Raw genomic sequence first — 16816 nt, 5'->3', positions numbered from 1 at the left:
CCCCCCGGCCCGGCCACCCACCCCCGGCTCAGCCGCCCGTCACCGGACGGGCGGCCGCCGGACGGCGCCGGATGGTGACGGAATGATGTCAATCCGTGGTGACGGCGAAGGAGGGCTCGCCCGCGGACGGCACCCGGTATGAGCTGGGTGATTGCCGGAAACCCCGGTTTTCACGGGGGTGAGGTCGCCCTGCTCACCATGAACATTGATACTCAATATTCGCTCCGGTGGCTTGAAGCGCGATATGTCCCATGGGCATAGTGTGTCGAATCACACACGCACCAGTCGCGGCGTGCGACCGCGGGGCACTTCACGCCCGCGGCTGTCGGCTACGCGCAGGAACCGCGGATTGGACAAGTCGAATGAGTTCCCCCCCTCCGATTCGCTCGAAGATCCTCCGGATCCTCATCCTCCCTGTGCTCTCGTTGATCATTCTGTGGGCGTTCGTCGCCTACTCGACCGTCGCGCAGGTCGCCGGCATCGCCCAGACCCAGACCCGCTGGCAGGTGATCGGGGCGCCGATCCGGCAGCTGATCGTCGAGATCCAGCGGGAACGCCAGCTCTCCGCCGACGCGGCGGGCGCCACCGCCCAGAGCAGGGCGCTCTCCGAGCAGCGACGGGTCACGAACAGCAAGCTGGACCTGGTGCGCCAGGCGATCGCCTCCGCCGCCGCCTACGAGCCCGACAACGCCCCGAAGGACGTGCGGTCGCTGGAGGCGGCCATGGACGCGCTCATCCAGGTCCGCACCTTCGCCGACAGCGGTGCGATCACCCCCATCCAGGTCACCGACGGCTACAACGAGTTCATCAGCGTCGCCAACCGGCAGTTCGGTGACTCCAGCGCGATCGCCGACCTCACGTCCTTCCGCAACGTCCGTGGCATGGGCGCCTACAGCACCACCAGCGAGTTCGCGGGCCGGGAACACGCGGTGCTCACCGCCGCGATGAAGCGCGGCGAGATGACGCCCGCCGAGCACGCCGCCTTCGTCTCGGCGATGACCAGCCGGAGGAACTACCTGGTCTACGCGGAGCGGGACATGAGTCCCGACCTGCGGGCGGACTACGAGACGTTCCTGCAGAACCCCGCCTACCTGCGGTTCAATGCCCACGAGGACAGGATCTTCTCGTGGAACCTCATCGGTAAGCCTCCGCTGGACGCCGCCGAGTGGAAGCGTGACGCCGAGGCCGTTCTCGGTGCCGTCAACAAGCAGAGCGTGCAGGAACTGGCCCGCTCCACGGGCAGGGGCGACACCCTCAAGAGCGCCGCGTACCTGCGGATCGGGCTCACCCTGGGGCTGGGCCTGCTCGCGATCGTCATCTCGATCGTGGTCTCCTACCGGTTCGGCCGCTCCCTGATCGCCGAGCTGAAGCGGCTCCAGGCCTCGGCCGTGGAACTGGCCGAGGAGCGGCTGCCCCGGCTGGTCGAGCGGCTGCGCAGGGGCGAGGACGTGGACCCGGCGACGGAGGCCCCCGAGCTGGCCCGGGCGAACACCGCCGAGGTCGACCGCGTCGTGAACGCCTTCTCCAGCGTGCGGCGTACCGCGGTGGAGGCCGCGGTCGGCCAGGCCACGCTCCGCAAGGGCGTCGGCATGGTCTTCCTGAACCTCGCCTGGCGCAACCAGGCGCTGCTGCACCGCCAGCTCACGCTCCTCGACACGATGGAGCGCCGCGTCGAGGAGCCGGAGACCCTGGAGGGGCTCTTCAAGCTCGACCACCTGACCACCCGCATGCGGCGGCACGCGGAGAACCTGATCATCCTGTCCGACGCGGCCCCGGCCCGCAGGTGGCGCGACCCGGTGCCGATCTTCGACGTGGTGCGCAGCGCCGTGCTGGAGGTCGAGGACTACACCCGCGTCACCGTGCTTCCCATGCCGCAGGCGCCGTTGCTGATCGGCGCCGCGGTCACCGACGTGATCCACCTCGTCGCCGAGCTGGTGGAGAACGCCACCATCTTCTCGCCGCCGAACACCGTGGTGCACGTACGGAGCATGGTCGCGGCCAACGGCTTCGCGCTGGAGGTCGAGGACCGGGGTCTGGGACTGAGCCAGGCTAACCTCGACGAGCTCAACGCCAAGCTCGCCGATCCGCCGGAGTTCGACCTGGCCGACAGCGACCGGCTCGGCCTGTTCGTCGTGGCCAGGCTCGCCGCCCGGCACGGCATCAAGGTCGTGCTGCGCCCCTCGCCGTACGACGGCACCACCGCGATCGTGTTGCTGCCGCAGAACCTGCTCGCCACCTGCGCGTCGCTGGCCGCGGAGGGCGTGCCGCACCGGGCGCGCCAGGGCGGCGCGCACGCGGGCGGGCCCGTCCGGGCGCTGAGCGCGTCACCGGAGGAGTGGCCCAAGGTCCTCTCCGGTACGCAGGAGGAGGTGACGGCCACCGCTCCCGAGACCACGCACAGCTGGTTCCCCACCCAGGAGCGGCGCGAGGCTCCCGCTTCCCCGAACGGTTCCCCGGCCGCCTCCTCGAACGGGTCCCCGAACGGGACTCCGAACGGGACTCCGAACGCCTCCCCGACGCCGGTGCGGCGGGCCGTGTACGTACCCGACACCGACGACGACCTGGACGGGCTGCCGATGCGGGTACGGCAGGCCAATCTGGCCCCCCAGCTCCGCCAGACACGTTCTCCCGAGAAGCGCGACATCACCGCGCGAACTCCCGAGGAGCTCTCAAACCTCATGTCGTCCATGCAACGAGGCTGGCAGCAGGGCCGCAGCCAGGCCGAGCAGGAACTGGACGTGTGGAAGCGAAAGGACGGCCACTCCGATGCCCGACCCCAGATCTGAACTGAGCTGGTTGCTCGACGACCTGACCCAGCGGGTCACCGGTATCCGGCACGCCATCGTGCTGTCCGCCGACGGCCTGGCGATGGGCGGTTCCCGGGAGCTGACCCGGGAGGACGCCGAGCATCTGTCCGCCATCTCGGCGGGAAGCCACAGTCTCGCGCTGGGCGCGGGGCGGCACTTCGGCCTCGGCGGCGTGCGGCAGACCATCATCGAGATGGAGGGCGGCTTCCTGTTCGTCACCGCGGCGGGGCAGGGGGCCAGGCTGGCCGTGCTGGCCGCGGGCGACGCCGAACTGGGCATGGTGACCTACGAGATGGCGCTGCTGGTCAAGCGCGTCGGCGAGCACCTGTCCGCGCAGCCGAGGGGAGCTGCTCCGGCGCCAGCCTGGAACGGTGCGAGGACGTGACGGGAGAGGATCCCGGGCCCCTCGTCAGGCTCTTCGGGGTGACCGGTGGCCGGGCCCGCCCGGTCGGGGAGAGCTTCGACCTGGTGGCCATCGTCACGACCGTGGACATGCCCTTCGAGCCGGTCGGGCTGATGCCCGAGCATCTCGAGGTGCTGTCCACGTGCCGCCGGCCCACCCCCGTGGCGGACGTCGCGGCGCACCTCAAGCTGCCGCTCAACATCACCCGCGTAATCCTCAGCGAGCTCCGACGCGAGGGCCTGCTCACCATCGACAGGCCCCGGCCGATGGGGAAGACGATCGACGAACGCATCTACAGGGAAGTGCTGCATGGAATACGCGGCCTCTGAGCCGGGGACGACCCCGGCCGACAGCCCGGCCATGGCCATCAAGATCCTCGTCGCCGGTGGTTTCGGGGTCGGCAAGACGACCATGGTCGGCACGATCAGCGAGATCAGGCCCCTGCACACCGAGGAACTGCTGAGCGAGCGCGGTATCTACGTGGACGACACCGCCGGTGTGGAGTCCAAGATCACCACGACCGTCGCGCTGGACTTCGGCCGGATCACCATCCGCGACGGGCTCTGGCTCTACCTGTTCGGCACCCCGGGCCAGGACAGGTTCTGGTTCATGTGGGACGAGCTGTCCGTCGGCGCCCTCGGCGCGGTCGTGCTCGCCGACACCCGCCGCCTGCAGGACTGCTTCCCCGCCGTGGACTACTTCGAGCAGCGCGGGCTCCCGTTCGTCGTGGCGGTCAACTGCTTCGACGGCGCGCGGCGGCACGACCCGATCAAGGTGCGGCGGGCGCTGGGCCTGGACGGGGTGGCCCCGATCATCCTCTGCGACGTGCGCAGGCGCGACTCGGTCAAGGAGGTGCTGACCACGCTGGTCACCTACTCGGCGGGAGGCGCCTTCCAGGCGGCTCACGCGGGCGCCTGAGGCCCGGGACCCCCTTCCTCCCCGCCGCGTTCGGCGGTGCCGGAGACCGGGTCCCTCACGACTTCCCCGTCACGTTCCCTGTCACGCTCGTCGCGCCTCCTGTCGCGCTCTCCCAGGAGCCGCGCGGTCTCCTCGGAGACCTCGGTGGCCAGTACGGCCGACACGACGTCGATCAGGTGGCTGGTGAAGAGCCTGTCGTCCTTTCCCTCGGGCCCGGCGGCGCGGCGGGCCAGCTCCACGTACGTGACCCGGATCGCCATGAAGCGCTGGTGCAGCCGGCGCAGGGCGACCTCGGACAGCAGCGGGGCCACGAGCTCGCGCCACCGGTCGATGCTCTGGCCCGGGTCCGTGCTTCGTGTGGCGGGGAGGGGCGTGCGCTGGACGAGCTGCTCCATGATCCGCAGGTAGTGCCGGCCGCCGTCGGGGTCGGCCAGCTTGGCGGCCATCGGGCGTACGAGCGCAGCGGCGAGGGTGCGGCGGGCCTCGGCCTCCGGGAGGTCGCCCCGGGACTCGTACTCGTCGAGCAGCTGGTGGCGGCGCGCCTCGATCTCGGGATGGTGCTTGGCGAGCACCGCGCCCAGCAGGCCCGCGCGGTCGCCGAAGTGGTACTGCAGCGCCGTCGAGTTGCGCTGCCCGGCGGCGCCGTTGATCTCGCGGAGCGACACGCCGTCGATCCCGCGCTCGGCGAACAGCCGCTCGGCCGCCGCGACCAGGCGCCTGCCGGTCGCTTCCGGGTTAGGGGGCATGCCGTGCTCCTGCCTTGCCGGTGTCTTGCCGGTGAACGCACCGGTCGCTAGGGTAATAATGCATGTGTATCAAATCATGAAGCAGTCGCATCAAGGCCGCGGCACACCCGCCCGGCGGCCCTCCGGACCTGTCGGCCGCCGCTAAGGGGAGGACCCCATGGCCATCGACTTCACCCTCGCCCCCGAGCACGAGGAGATCCGCCGCCGTGTGCGGGCCTTCGTCCAGGAGACCATCATCCCGGCCGTCAGCGGCTTCGACGACCTCGACGACCTCGACGACACAGCGAAGGCGACCTCGCGCGACGAGTACATCCGCGTCATCTTCGAGTTGCGCGAAAAGGCGCGGGCCGAGGGGCTGTGGCTGCCGCACATGCCCGAGGAGTGGGGCGGCATGGGCCTCGGCCACGTCGAGCTGGCCATGGTGCAGTCAGAGGCGGCGAAGACCCGGCTCGGGCCGTGGGTCCTCAACTGCTCGGCGCCCGACGAGGGCAACATGCATACGCTGCTGCACTGGGGGACCGACGAGCAGAAGGAGAAATACCTCAGACCACTGCTCAAGGGTCACAAGATGTCGTGCTTCGCGATGACCGAGCCGGAGGTGGCCGGTTCCGACCCCACGCTCATCCGCACCCACGCCGTCAAGGACGGTGAGGAGTGGGTCATCAACGGCCACAAGTGGTTCATCTCCAACGCCCGCCGTTCGAGCTTCGCCATCCTCATCGCCAAGACCGAGCTCGATGTGCCCGAGGGCTCGCGCGGCGGCAACACGGCCTTCCTCGTCGACCTCCCGCAGGAGGGGTGGAACGACGTCCGCGAGGTCGAGACGATGCACGGCTCCACCGGCCACAGCGAGATCGTCATCACCGATCTGCGGGTGCACGACAGCCAGATCCTCGGCGGGCGCGGCAACGGCCACCGGCTCGGTCAGTACCGCCTGGGCCCGGCGCGGCTGGCGCACTGCATGCGCTGGATCTCCCAGGCCGAGACGGCGCTCGACATGATGGTCGACCGCGCGCTCAACCGCTACAGCCACGGATCGCTGCTCGCCGAGAAGCAGGGCATCCAGTGGCTGATCGCCGACTCGGCCATGGAGCTGTACCAGTGCAAGCTGATGGTCCTGCACGCCGCCTCGAAGATCGACAGGGGCGAGGACTTCCGGACCGAGGTCTCGATGTCGAAGCACTTCGTGGCCAACAGCCTCAACCGGATCGTCGACCGGGCGATCCAGGTGCACGGCGCGCTCGGCTACTCGACCGACACCCCGCTGGCCAAGATGCTCCAGCACGCCCGCTGGGCCCGCTTCGCGGACGGGGCCGACGAGATTCACCAGATGCGAATCGCCGAGCGTACGATCGCGGCGTACCGGAGCACGGGCTCGACCAACGCCGCCACCGGAGGGTTGCCACTGTGAGCACGGAGAAGACAGGCGAGTCCACCGGGTCCACAGGAGCCACAAGGTCCGCCGGGTTCACCGGAGAGGGCGGCGGTGGCGGGCTGCTCAGCGGGCTGGGCGCGAAGGGCCCGGAGATCTCGGCGGAGACGTTCAACGTGGTCCGCGGTGACGATCTGGAGGGCAAGGTCGCCCTCGTCACCGGCGGCGGCAACGGCATCGGCGCGGGCGTGGCCCGGCGGCTGGCCGCGGGCGGGGCCCGCCTCGTCCTCGCCGACATCGACGACGTCGCGGGCGGGAAGCTCGCCGACGAGCTGGGCGCGACGTACGTCCACTGCGACGTGTCGCGGCTGGAGGACAACGAGGCGGCGGTGGCGACCGCGGTCGAGCGGTACGGCAGGCTCGACCTCGCCTTCCTCAACGCGGGCATCGCCTCGGGCTTCGGGCTGGGCGAGGACTTCGACGTCCGGCGCTACCGCCTGGCGATGGGCGTGAACCTCGACGGCGTCGTCTTCGGCGTACACGCCGCGATCCCGGCCCTGCGCGCGGCGGGCGGCGGCACGATCGTGGCGACCGCGAGCATGGCGGGCATCGTCGGCATCCCGTCCGACCCCGTCTACGCCGCCAACAAGCACGCCGTCGTCGGCCTCGTCCGCTCGCTCGGCGAGGACCTCCGGCCGCGGGGGATCAGGGTGCAGGCGCTGTGCCCGTCGTTCGCCGACACCGCGATCCTCGGCGAGGGCAAGGCCGTGCTGGAGCAACTCGGCTTCCCGATCCTGGACGTCTCGTCGGTCGTCGACACGTTCTTCCGGCTGCTCGACAGCGACGGCACCGGCGAGTGCTGGTTCGTCATCCCGGGCCGCGAGAGCGAGCCCTTCACCTTCCGCCGCGTCCCGGGTCCGCGTACCTGAGCCGGTTCCGCAGGACTCCTCGTAGGGGTGACAGGATCTTCGGGCCGGTCGCCGGCGTTGTCCCGGTACAGGGCGATCGGAACGGCGGAGTCGGCCATGTGCCGAGTGCGGGACCTCGACCGGCAGCAGGTCCCGTCCTGTGCCGCAGGACCGCCAAGCGACCGTTCAGCCGACGTTCGACCATGCCGACGTGTGAGGATTCCAGCACCCCGACGACGCGCCGGTGAGTATGGGAGTGATGAACGCCTCCGCCGCCACCTGGGCATCGGCCAGGGAAAGACACCCCCGGAGCCCAGCCACCTCGGTCGCGGCGATGGGATATCCCTTGGCCCAGGAAGGGCCGGGGAAGACGAACCGGTCCGGCAACCTCAAGTCCGTTCCCAGTCCGGTGCGACGACGAACTTCGCTGCCGAGCGCGATTTGCACCGCAGCTCCACTCAGACTTTCTTTCTGACTGATCAGCAGAAGGTCGGCGAGGTCGCGAAAACGGGTGGACGGGGCACCTTGATGACGCTCATACATGGCGCAGATCTTGTCTGCCACATGATCAGCGAGTGGATAGAGCCGAACGAACGGCCAATCATCCGGCCAAGACATAAGGGAACTCGATGCGAGGTTCACCCTTTCAGGATTTTCAGTGGGATATCGTCCGGTGACAAGGTCAACCTTGATCGTGTCGAGTACGCGAGTGCCCAGGGTGACGGTGAAGGTTTGTTTGGCGCCGCCGACTTCATCGGAATGTTCAACCGTGCTGGTAGGGCTGAAGGTGAAAAAGTCGCCCAGATCAAGCGCGGCGGCATCGAGCAACGCGCTCAGTGCCTCCCGGACACTCTGTGCCGTGGAACGTTGCAGGTCGATGTCCCGGCTCAGGCGAGCTTGAGCCGGGTAACGCAGCAGGAGGGCCTGCCCTCCCTTGAGGAGCCATCCATCAGGGTCATGACGAAAGACTCGCGTGACCAGACGGCTGAAGTAGAAGCTGCGAAACACCAGGGACGGGTTAAGTTCATGCTGCTTGGCAAAAGATCCCAAGAGCTTCTTCATGGCCATCTCAACTGCTCTGGGGGTGGTATAGAGCTGAGTCACTTGGCTTCTCCGGAAGACGTCTTGTCGCTGCTTTCTGCGGTTGATGGCCGGGCGGCGAGGTCTGCGCCACCCTGATTTGCTTTTGTGGCGCGAGGGCGGGCGGCAGATCGGGCTTCTTGAGAGGCTTGACGGTTAATCGTCGGCAATGGGGTGGCTTCGCTCTTCGCCAGATGTCCGGCGAGTGATGAGGCGCTTTGGGCTCTTAGGCCGGCGAGGATGCCGGGGTGGTCGGCGAAAAGCTGTTTCACCTGGTTTTCGTCAAGAGCGGAAAGTAGCGCGAGTGCGGAGACGAAGCCCTCGACGACATCTTCTTGTCTGAGACGTGTGCTTTCCTTGACGGGAAGTCCCGTGTCCGCCTGCTCCGCCAGATATTCCAGCAGTTGCCGCCCCGAGGCCGAGCGAGGCAGGCCGTAGGCTGCCGCGAAACGTGCGACACGCCGACCGAGAGAATCCCGGTTCGTCAAACCGTACCGGTCGGCATCGGTGATCACTCCACCGACATGCGCGCCGTCCACGCGTGCGGCCAGCAGGTCAACCACGGTTCGCTCGGCCGTGGTGACCGGAAGGCCGTCAATCAGCACGACATCGGCCGCTTCGAGCTTGGCGAGATGCATGCGTACTCCATGCTCGCGGGTGGTACGGCGGCGAGGTACGGAAATCTCCACCAGAGACGTTGGAAGATCCCCGAGTTGGTGGAGCTCGCAGGCTGAGCCGTGAGAGATCACTCCGCCATGCGTCTCAAGGTCGTGGCGTTGCCACGCCGGTAGCTTGGGCTCAAGCCGTAGCCAGGCGACTTTGATGTCCAGATGCTCAGGCCGCACAGCACCCGTGACGAGGTAGACGCCACGGCCAACGTTCTCCAGGAAGTCGGCCTCAACCAGCCGTAGTAGATCCACGGCACTGAGACCCGCGCTTTTGGCCTGAGCCGCCGTCACCAGGCCCCACTGATCAGCCGCCTGTCTCCCTACGGTCCTAAGTGCTTGGTCTCGCCTCACACAGCAAAGGCTACACACATTATGCAGCGATAGTTACGACCTAAGAGTAACTATTGCTGTGCTGAAGAAAGTAAATCTTGGACGCATCGCCGTGATACACGCCGGAGTGGGGCATCGCGAGGGCCGCGACGGTATGGCCCCCGGCTCTCGTTTCCGGCTCTGCGTGGGATCACCGGGCCCGCGCCGAGGGCACCGCCCCGAGCCGTGTCCGGTTGCGTCCACGGAGGTGGTGTACGAGTTTCCCAGGCGGTGGGCGTGGCGCGGTGAAATGAGGACGGCCGGATTTCGCACTTAAGATGAAGATCATTGTTTCGTGCCCGGAGATGACAGCCGTACCTCGGGAGGACACTTGAAGCGTCGCCGCACACCAGCCGTATCCCGCAGGATCCCTGGCTGGGTGGGCGAGGAGCTATCCGAGGAGGAGACCGCTCGTCTGATCGCCTCCGGTGGGCTGGTAGAGATACGCCATGACGCTGACTGGTGGCCGAAGGCGCAAGCCGCGTTGCGAACTCGTCGACAGAGGTTCATCGCTGAACGAGAGAGCGGCCGGATCCTGGACCGCCAGGCGATCACGGCCAAGCGTGCCCGTCTCAAGCCCGTGAAAACCGAGTATCGCCGACGCCGGAGAAGTTGAAGGTCTGGCATTTGCGGGTCCAGGAACCGAACGTTTTCATCCTGCTTCGCGCACCGGAGGCTCGTTCCTGCCGCATGGTCTGTGACAGGCTGGTCGCAGATAGCATGGCAGATTTGCCGAATTTTTGGGCGTTCGCTCATTCCATGGGTGTTCTCCGGCGGGCTGACCCGGGCGATCGTCTGTCGTTCTGAGGTGCTTGTGTGAGGGGTGGCCAGGGCACCGTCTCCACCGGGAACCATCCTCCGGTGAAGACAGGTGAACGGGACAAGCCGTCAGGAAGGCAGGCCGAGCTTGTCCGCGAGCGCCTCCAGGAACTCGACCTGGTCGTCCGGGGCGACGGGTTTGAGGTTGAGGGTGAGGTGCATCTCGTCGGCACCGGCCTTCGCGGCGCGGTCGAGGTCGGTCAGCACGGCGTCCGTGAACGTGGCGGGCGTGATCGGGGTGCCGGGGAGGGCCTGGATCGTGTTCACCACGACCGTGCCGGTGCCGCCCGCGTCCCGATACCACCGGATCCTGGTCAGGGTCTCGTCCCAGTCCAGGGCGACGGTGACGAAGCCGTCATTGATGCGTGCCGCCCGTTCTATGGTGTGCCGGGTCAGCGCGCCGACGAACAACGGGATGGTCTCCCCGAACGGCTTCGGCCCCACCATGGACGCCGGGATGTCGTAGTACCGGCCGTGGTGCTCGACGGGGTCGGGACCCCAGCAGGCCCGCATCGCCGCCAAGCCGGCTTCGCCATGCTCGCTCTCGACGAGCGACTCCAGAGCGAGATGGGCCCGGCCGGCTTCCTGCCGGGCCCTCCCCTACGTCCCGCCGGTCGCCTGATCACGTAGCCGAGTGATCAGGATCCGCCGTCCTGCTCGCTCACCGAGATGGCGCCCGAGGGACACAGCTGCCGAGCCCGTCGGGCGGCGGCGTGCAGCTCGGGCGGGGGCGTCTCGTCGAGGAGCACGACGGTGCCCTCGTCCTCGCTCTGGTCGAAAACCTCCGGCGCGGTGAGCACGCACATGCCCGCTCCGATGCACCGCCCCAGGTCTGTGGTGATCTTCATATCCCCTCCTACCATCTGACCGGCAGCTCCCGTACACCGTAGATGGACATCGTGTCGCGCATCGGGACCTCCTCCGCCGGTACGGCGAGGCGCAGGCCGGGGAAGCGGTCGAACAGCATGGGGAACGCGGTGCGCATCTCCACGCGGGCGAGCTGCTGGCCGAGGCACTGGTGCAGCCCGTGCCCGAACGCCAGGTGCCCGGTCGCGGGGTTGGTGATGTCCAGGTGGTCGGGGTCGGAGAAGCGCGCGGGGTCGCGGTTGGCGGCCACGATCGAGAGGGTGAGCGGGTCTCCGGCTTTGATGAGCTGTCCCTCCACCTCGACGTCCTCCAGGGCCGCGCGGAGCGGGCCGACGTGGATGATCCCGAGGTAGCGCAGCAGCTCCTCGACCGTGTTGTCGATCAGCGAGGGGTCGGCGCGCAGCGCGGCGAGCTGGTCGGGATGCTGGAGCAGGGCGAACGTGCCGAGGCCGAGCATGTTCGCCGTCGTCTCGTGCCCGGCGGCGAGCAGCAGGAACCCGACGTTGCTCAGCTCCTCGTCGGTCAGCTCGCCGCTCGTGATCAGGCCGCTGAGCAGGTCGTCGGCCGGGTCGGCCCGCTTGGCCTCGATGAGCCGGGCGAAGAACGCCCCGAAGCCGACGATCGTCGCGCGGATGTCCTCGACGGAGGACTCAAGGTTGAGCAGCACCGCGGTGAACCGCTGGAACTCGTCGCGGTCGGCGTACGGGACGCCGAGCAGCTCGCAGATCACCAGCGAGGGGATGGGCAGCGCGAACTCCCGCACCAGATCCTGGGGAGGCCCGGCCTTCTCCATCGCGGCGAGCCGCTCCTCGGTGATCTCCTGGATCCTGGGCTCCAGCTGCTTCATCCGCCGCACCGTGAACTGCGCGGTGAGCGGCTTGCGGTAGCGGGTGTGGTCGGGCGGGTCCATCCGGATGAACATGCCGGGGTCGGCCGGGCGGCGCATCTCCTGCATCAGCGGGAAGGGCACCGGGACGTTCAGCAGCTCGCGCCGGGAGCTGAACCGGGGGTCGGCCAGGATCGCCCGTACGGCGGAGTAGCCGGTCACCAGCCAGCCCGTCGTGCCGTCCGGGTAGGCCATCGGGGTCACGGGCCGCTCCTCGCGCAACGAGGCCAGGCGCTCGGGCGGCTCGAAGGGACTGGGGCGTCCGAAGGGGAAGGTGACCGCTTCCGGATGGGCCGGGTGGGACTGTGTCATCTCGCACTCCTCTGCGGCGATGCGCTTCGTCCCATCCAGAAAACTACATCGAATGCAAAATTACAATACGTGCAAAGTATGACTAGATGCATTAAGCTGCCCGCATGAGTGAGGTCCTGGGGTTGCGTGAGCGCAAGAAGCTCCGCACCCGGCACGCGCTCATCGCCGCCGCGCTGGAGCTCTTCATGGAGAAGGGCTACGAGCAGACCACCGTCTCGGAGATCGCCACGGCCGCCGACGTCTCGACGCGCACCTTCTTCAGCTACTTCGCGAGCAAGGAGGACGTGATCTTCCACAACTCGCGCGACGGCGTCGAGCGCGTGCTGAAGGTGATCGCGGAGGCCCGTCCGGGAGACCGGGCGATCGACCTGCTGACCCGCGCCATCGCCTCCGGCTTCGCCGCGCTCGCCCTCGACGAGCAACTCCAGAGCGAGATAGGCCCGGCCAACTACCTCGTCATGACGGTCCCCTCGCTGCAGGCACGGGGCCTGCTGCTCCTCTTCGAGGGGCAGCGGGAGCTCGCCGAGGCCCTGCACCGGGCGTGCCCGCAGGAGCTGAACCTCATCGAGGCGTCGGCGCTCGTCGGCGCGGTGGTCGGCGGGGCCAAGCTCGCCGCCTTCGTCAGCATGAGCAACGGCGCCTCACCGGAGGAGATGCTGGACGCCGGCCGCCAGGCCATCGAGTTCGCCCTCTCGGCCCTCCGCGCCGCCGCCTCGCAGCCGTCCTGACCGGACCCTCTTCGGCAACGTCCTGACCGGGCCTCCTCTCGCGTCGCGTACGCCCACGCGGGACTTTTGTACGTCCATGTGAGCCTTGTGCGTCCACGCGCATCGCGTGCGCCCATGCGGGTCGCGTGCGCCCATGCGGGTCGCGTACCCCATGCGCCGCGTGACCCCATGCGGGTCGGCGTGCGGTCGCGCCGGTCCATACCTCCGATCGGGCGGTCAACCTGGTATGCCACGGGCGGCGTTTTCGCGTCTACGCTGACGTGACATGGCGACGTCCTCTCCCACCCGGGCCCTGCTGAGGGAGAGGCGCTTCGTCCTGCTCGCCTCGGCTCGGACGATCTCCGTGCTGGGAGACGGTTTCGCCCGGGTGGCCCTGGCGTTCGGCGTGATCGCGATTCCCGGGAGCACCCCGGCGCAGCTGTCGCTGGTGCTGGCCTGCCAGGCCGTGCCGCAGTTGCTGCTCATCCTCGTCGGCGGGGCGCCGCTGTGGACGATCGTGGTCGCGATGTTCGCCGCCGGGGTGGCGGGGGACGTGTTCGGCGTGCTGTGGACCACCACCATGCAGCGCGAGGTGCCCGCCGACGCGCTCTCCCGCGTCAGCTCCTACGACTGGTTCGGGTCCCTCGCCCTGGCGCCCCTCGGCATCCTCGCCGCCGGTCCCGTCGCCGCCGCCGTCGGCCCCGGTGCCGCGCTTCTCGGCTGTTCCGGCCTCGTCGTGGTCGCCACGCTCGCGGCGCTGCTCTCCCCTCAGGTCCGCACCCTCCGGGCGCCGGACGCCGAGGAACGGGCGCCGGACGCCGAGGAAGACGTACGGCCCGCGTCTGGGGAGACCGCGGGCCGTACTCACACCTCGGAGGGCGGTCAGGGGTTGGGGACGGTGTCGACCCAGGTGGTCGAGGCGGAGCGGTAGTTGTTGACGCGGCTCAGGACGGTGGCCGGGGCGACGACCTCGTTCTTGGAGTGGTAGAACCAGTCGATCTGCTGGACGTAGTTACGCGAGGTCGAGCTGCCGACCAGGCCGCCGCTGATGAACCACAGGTTGAAGTTCACCGACTGCACCGTCTCCGGGTAGTAGTCGCCGCCGTGCTCGGCGAAGAGGGCACCGTCGATGTAGTACCTGATCTGGCCACCGGAGACCTGCAGGACCAGGTCGTGCCAGCCCGCGTAGCTCTGCCTGACCTCGGTGTGCACGTTCACCGCCTGCCAGGGCTCGTTGCGGTAGGTCTCCCACGACGTGGCGTACATGATGTTGGCGGGCTCGCCCCAGCCGCCGTTGGGCAGATACTCGAAGTCCTGCTCGCTGTAGTCGGGGTCCATGTCGGCGGCGAGGGGAGTGATCGTGAAGAAGGTCTGCACGATGTGGTCCCCGTCGGGACCGCTGACCGGGGTGTCGGAGAACTTCACCCTGGCCGCGTAGGTGCCCTCCAGGAACTTACGCTGGTGCAGCACCTCCGACTGCTGGGTGCCCGAGGCGGTGCCGTCGGTGACGGCCTTGAGCTGCAGTGCCTTGTTGGTGCCGGAGACCGTCGGGAAGGTCACGTTCTGCTTGGGCCAGCCGGCGCCGGGCACGCCGGGGCCGCCGGTGTTGGTGCGCACGGTCCAGTTGTGCGCGGAGATGTTCGGGTCGTCGGCGTTGCTGTACGCGAAGTCGTCGAACACCACCCCGCTGCCCCCGGGAGGGGGCGTGATCGTCGGGGTGGGCGTCGGGGTCGGGTCGCCGTCACCGCCCGAGGGCGAGGTGCCCCAGACCAGGGCGCCGTTCTGGTGGACGGTCACCTTGGTCCAGTCGCCGTACGTCGTGCGGGCCGGGCCGAAGGAGTAGTCGTCGCTCTGGGTGAGCCGCTGCCAGTCGGAACGGTGGAAGCGCAGCTGCAGGTCACCGGTCTGCGCCCCGACCGCGAGGTTCCCCGAGGTGAAGCCCACCTCCAGGTAGCGGTCGGCGGTGGCCGTGCCGGGGGAGAGCGTTCCGAAGGTGCCGGTGACCGTGGAGCAGGAGACCACCGCCCACGAGCAGGCGAAACGGTACTGCGGTGATCCGGCGTCCGCCTTGAAATAGTAGCGGATCTTCACGCCGCTCAGCGGCACGGCCGAGGTGCCGCCGTTGACCAGGTTGAACCACGGCTCGACCTGGTCGGCGGTCGCTCCGGTGGCGCTCGTCTTGTACTGGAGCCTGAGGGACTGCTGGGCGCTGGCCGGGTTGGCCGCGACGCCCACCAGCGCGAGCAGCATGGCGGACACGAGCCCGCCGAGTAACAGCTTTCTGCGCACTTTCTTTCCTTTCGTGGGTGCTTCCCGGGGCTTGCGGGTTCTTGGGGTGATCTGAGGAACGGGGAGGTCGGGGGGTGAGCCGGGTCGCTTCCGGGGAGCTTCGGCGGGTGAGCCGGGGTGCCTCCGGGGAGCTTCGGCGGGTGCTTGCGGGGAGTTTCGGGGGATGAGCGGACCGCTTCCGGGGAGCTTCAGGGAATGAGCGGGCCGCCGCGGACGCCCTGGGCGCTGAGCCGGGCGAGGTGCGGGCCGAGCCGCCGCAGGAAGTCGGGGTAGTCGCCGGGCGAGCCCCAGGCGACCTCGGCGAAGGCGCACATCCTGGGCAGGGCCATGAACTCGACCCGTTCCGGCGTGGGCATGTACTCGGTCCACAGCTGGCACTGCACGCCCCGCGCGGCCGGGTCGGGGGCGAACGCGTAGGTGTCGGCGAGGGTGAGGACGCTCTCCTGGACGGTCGGCCGGTCGGGATCGGCCGGCTGGTCGTCGAAGGGCGCGGCCGAGGGACGGTAGTCGAAGTAGGTCCGCGTGTGCGGTGCCAGGATGATGTCGTTGCCGCCGCGCTCGGCCTGCTCGTCGCGCCAGACCATCACGGTCGTGCCGGGAGTGGGCTCGCGCTCGGGCTCGTCCCAGCAGACCAGCTTGCGCGAGTGCTTCTCCAGGTGCGCGGCCATCCGGCCGATGAACCAGGCGCACGCCTCCTGGGGGCCCGCCAGCCCCAGCTCCGCCAGCCGCCGCCGCGCCCGGGGACCGCGCTCCCACTCGGTGGTGGGGCACTCGTCCCCTCCGACGTGCACGTACGGGCTCGGGAAGAGCTCCACGACCTCGTCGAGCACGTCCTGGCAGAAGCGGACGGTGGACTCCTCAAGGTTGAGGACGTGCTCGCTGATCCCCCACTCCGACCAGACCTCCAGCTCGCGGGACGGGTCGTTGCCCAGGTGCGGGTAGGCGGCGACGGCGGCCTGGACGTGGCCGGGCATCTCGATCTCGGGCACCACGGTGACGAAGCGCTCCGCCGCGTACGCGACGATCTCCCGCACGTCGTCCCGCGTGTAGAAGCCGCCGCGCCGCGCGCCGACCTCGGTGAGCAGGGGGTAGCGCTCGATCTCCAGGCGCCATCCCTGGTCGTCGGTGAGGTGCAGGTGCAGCACGTTGAGCTTGTGCTCGGCGAGCAGGTCGACGAGGCGCAGGACGAACGCCTTGGGCATGAAGTGCCGCGCGACGTCCAGCATCACCCCGCGCCAGGCGAACCTCGGCCGGTCCTCGATCGTCCCGTACGGGATCAGCGGCCCCAGCTGGGAGAGGGTCCGCGAACCGTAGAAGCGGCCGGCCGGGCCGCCGGCGGTGAGCTCGACACCGGAGGGGGAGACGTCGAGGCGGTAGCCCTCCTCGTCGAGGGACGGGTCGTCGGGCATCAGCCGCAGGAGGTCCCGCCGGAACGCGACGGAGCCTCCGTCGACGGCCACTTCCCGTGGCCTCGGAATGATCACGTTGGTCTTCCCTTCGTGGTGTCCCGGACGGGAACGCCGTGGACGGCGGGCCCTCCCGGGGCGCGTCTGTGGACGGTGGGCCCTCCCTGGAGGGCACGCCTGTGGACGGCGGGAGGGCATGGCGACAAGAGGGCGTGGCGGTGGAGCGGCGGGGAGTGGCAGGGAGTGGCGGTGGAGGGGT

At 69.0% G+C, this 16816-nt stretch carries 16 protein-coding genes; 8 read left to right on the top strand and 8 right to left on the bottom strand.

Annotated elements, in window-relative coordinates:
• Positions 1 to 416: 416 nt before the first annotated feature.
• Genes ACFFRH_RS33635 through ACFFRH_RS33620 form a run of 4 tightly spaced genes read left to right on the top strand, consistent with a single transcriptional unit; the run spans position 417 to position 4128 of the window.
• Entirely contained in the window at positions 417 to 2786 is a 2370-nt protein-coding gene (locus ACFFRH_RS33635; protein WP_344744059.1) for a sensor histidine kinase, read from the top strand.
• Positions 2767 to 3192: a roadblock/LC7 domain-containing protein gene (locus ACFFRH_RS33630; protein WP_362695154.1), complete on the top strand. Its 426-nt coding sequence runs from the start codon at positions 2767 to 2769 to the stop codon at positions 3190 to 3192. The genes ACFFRH_RS33635 and ACFFRH_RS33630 overlap by 20 nt, the downstream gene beginning before the upstream one ends.
• A complete protein-coding gene (locus ACFFRH_RS33625; RefSeq protein WP_386161454.1) occupies positions 3189 to 3539 on the top strand; it encodes a DUF742 domain-containing protein in 351 nt (116 codons plus the stop codon). Before ACFFRH_RS33630 ends, ACFFRH_RS33625 begins: the two co-directional genes overlap by 4 nt.
• Positions 3520 to 4128, top strand: a complete 609-nt coding sequence (locus ACFFRH_RS33620) for a GTP-binding protein (RefSeq protein WP_344744060.1) — start codon at positions 3520 to 3522, stop codon at positions 4126 to 4128. Before ACFFRH_RS33625 ends, ACFFRH_RS33620 begins: the two co-directional genes overlap by 20 nt.
• Here the strand turns inward: ACFFRH_RS33620 and ACFFRH_RS33615 are convergent.
• Complete coding sequence (locus ACFFRH_RS33615) at positions 4113 to 4874, bottom strand: TetR/AcrR family transcriptional regulator (protein WP_344744061.1); 762 nt, start codon at positions 4872 to 4874, stop codon at positions 4113 to 4115. The genes ACFFRH_RS33620 and ACFFRH_RS33615 overlap by 16 nt on opposite strands.
• Before the next feature lie 157 nt (positions 4875 to 5031).
• On the opposite strand from ACFFRH_RS33615, the gene ACFFRH_RS33610 reads away from it, so the two are divergent.
• Both ACFFRH_RS33610 and ACFFRH_RS33605 read left to right on the top strand, forming a co-directional pair.
• Entirely contained in the window at positions 5032 to 6285 is a 1254-nt protein-coding gene (locus ACFFRH_RS33610) for an acyl-CoA dehydrogenase family protein (RefSeq protein WP_386161451.1), read from the top strand.
• Positions 6282 to 7175 (top strand): SDR family oxidoreductase, encoded by an 894-nt coding sequence (locus tag ACFFRH_RS33605; protein WP_386161449.1) that lies wholly within the window; start codon positions 6282 to 6284, stop codon positions 7173 to 7175. The genes ACFFRH_RS33610 and ACFFRH_RS33605 overlap by 4 nt, the downstream gene beginning before the upstream one ends.
• 165 nt (positions 7176 to 7340) lie before the next feature.
• Here ACFFRH_RS33605 and ACFFRH_RS33600 read toward each other — a convergent pair whose 3' ends face one another.
• From ACFFRH_RS33600 to ACFFRH_RS33575, 5 genes are all read right to left on the bottom strand, one after another.
• Positions 7341 to 8216 (bottom strand): nucleotidyl transferase AbiEii/AbiGii toxin family protein, encoded by an 876-nt coding sequence (locus tag ACFFRH_RS33600; protein WP_386161447.1) that lies wholly within the window; start codon positions 8214 to 8216, stop codon positions 7341 to 7343.
• 38 nt (positions 8217 to 8254) lie between these two features.
• On the bottom strand, positions 8255 to 9253 hold the full coding sequence (locus tag ACFFRH_RS44830) for a type IV toxin-antitoxin system AbiEi family antitoxin domain-containing protein (protein WP_512701138.1): 999 nt from the start codon (positions 9251 to 9253) through the stop codon (positions 8255 to 8257).
• A gap of 906 nt (positions 9254 to 10159) precedes the next feature.
• A complete protein-coding gene (locus tag ACFFRH_RS33585) occupies positions 10160 to 10603 on the bottom strand; it encodes an LLM class flavin-dependent oxidoreductase (protein WP_344747507.1) in 444 nt (147 codons plus the stop codon).
• Positions 10604 to 10728: 125 nt separating this feature from the next.
• On the bottom strand, positions 10729 to 10938 hold the full coding sequence (locus ACFFRH_RS33580; protein WP_344747505.1) for a ferredoxin: 210 nt from the start codon (positions 10936 to 10938) through the stop codon (positions 10729 to 10731).
• An 8-nt stretch (positions 10939 to 10946) separates the two neighbouring features.
• On the bottom strand, positions 10947 to 12155 hold the full coding sequence (locus tag ACFFRH_RS33575) for a cytochrome P450 (protein WP_386161446.1): 1209 nt from the start codon (positions 12153 to 12155) through the stop codon (positions 10947 to 10949).
• Between the two features lie 104 nt (positions 12156 to 12259).
• On the opposite strand from ACFFRH_RS33575, the gene ACFFRH_RS33570 reads away from it, so the two are divergent.
• Together ACFFRH_RS33570 and ACFFRH_RS33565 are read left to right on the top strand one after the other, a co-directional pair.
• Positions 12260 to 12883: a TetR/AcrR family transcriptional regulator gene (locus ACFFRH_RS33570; RefSeq protein ID WP_386161445.1), complete on the top strand. Its 624-nt coding sequence runs from the start codon at positions 12260 to 12262 to the stop codon at positions 12881 to 12883.
• Between the two features lie 265 nt (positions 12884 to 13148).
• On the top strand, positions 13149 to 13793 hold the full coding sequence (locus tag ACFFRH_RS33565; RefSeq protein ID WP_386161444.1) for an MFS transporter: 645 nt from the start codon (positions 13149 to 13151) through the stop codon (positions 13791 to 13793).
• Here ACFFRH_RS33565 and ACFFRH_RS33560 read toward each other — a convergent pair.
• On the bottom strand, positions 13745 to 15151 hold the full coding sequence (locus ACFFRH_RS33560; RefSeq protein WP_386161442.1) for a cellulose binding domain-containing protein: 1407 nt from the start codon (positions 15149 to 15151) through the stop codon (positions 13745 to 13747). The two genes, ACFFRH_RS33565 and ACFFRH_RS33560, sit on opposite strands and share 49 nt — an antisense overlap.
• Before the next feature lie 188 nt (positions 15152 to 15339).
• On the bottom strand, positions 15340 to 16635 hold the full coding sequence (locus ACFFRH_RS33555) for a beta-N-acetylhexosaminidase (RefSeq protein ID WP_386161440.1): 1296 nt from the start codon (positions 16633 to 16635) through the stop codon (positions 15340 to 15342).
• Positions 16636 to 16816 lie beyond the last annotated feature (181 nt).

The sequence above is a fragment of the Streptosporangium vulgare genome (genome assembly GCF_042428775.1).
In the GTDB taxonomy this organism is placed as follows: Bacteria; Actinomycetota; Actinomycetes; order Streptosporangiales; family Streptosporangiaceae; genus Streptosporangium; species Streptosporangium vulgare.
The sequence above is the reverse complement of the archived record's forward strand: the minus strand, read 5'-3'. Positions and strand labels throughout refer to the sequence as shown.

Excerpts from the sequence above, each read along its gene's own strand:
- ACFFRH_RS33630 (WP_362695154.1), top strand. The coding sequence starts at position 2,767 with ATGCCCGACCCCAGATCTGAACTGAGCTGGTTGCTCGACGACCTGACC.
- ACFFRH_RS33615 (WP_344744061.1), bottom strand. The coding sequence starts at position 4,874 with ATGCCCCCTAACCCGGAAGCGACCGGCAGGCGCCTGGTCGCGGCGGCC.
- ACFFRH_RS33565 (WP_386161444.1), top strand. The coding sequence starts at position 13,149 with ATGGCGACGTCCTCTCCCACCCGGGCCCTGCTGAGGGAGAGGCGCTTC.
- ACFFRH_RS33620 (WP_344744060.1), top strand. The coding sequence starts at position 3,520 with ATGGAATACGCGGCCTCTGAGCCGGGGACGACCCCGGCCGACAGCCCG.
- ACFFRH_RS33570 (WP_386161445.1), top strand. The coding sequence starts at position 12,260 with ATGAGTGAGGTCCTGGGGTTGCGTGAGCGCAAGAAGCTCCGCACCCGG.
- ACFFRH_RS33575 (WP_386161446.1), bottom strand. The coding sequence starts at position 12,155 with ATGACACAGTCCCACCCGGCCCATCCGGAAGCGGTCACCTTCCCCTTC.
- ACFFRH_RS33580 (WP_344747505.1), bottom strand. The coding sequence starts at position 10,938 with ATGAAGATCACCACAGACCTGGGGCGGTGCATCGGAGCGGGCATGTGC.
- ACFFRH_RS33585 (WP_344747507.1), bottom strand. The coding sequence starts at position 10,603 with ATGCGGGCCTGCTGGGGTCCCGACCCCGTCGAGCACCACGGCCGGTAC.
- ACFFRH_RS33610 (WP_386161451.1), top strand. The coding sequence starts at position 5,032 with ATGGCCATCGACTTCACCCTCGCCCCCGAGCACGAGGAGATCCGCCGC.
- ACFFRH_RS33600 (WP_386161447.1), bottom strand. The coding sequence starts at position 8,216 with ATGAAGAAGCTCTTGGGATCTTTTGCCAAGCAGCATGAACTTAACCCG.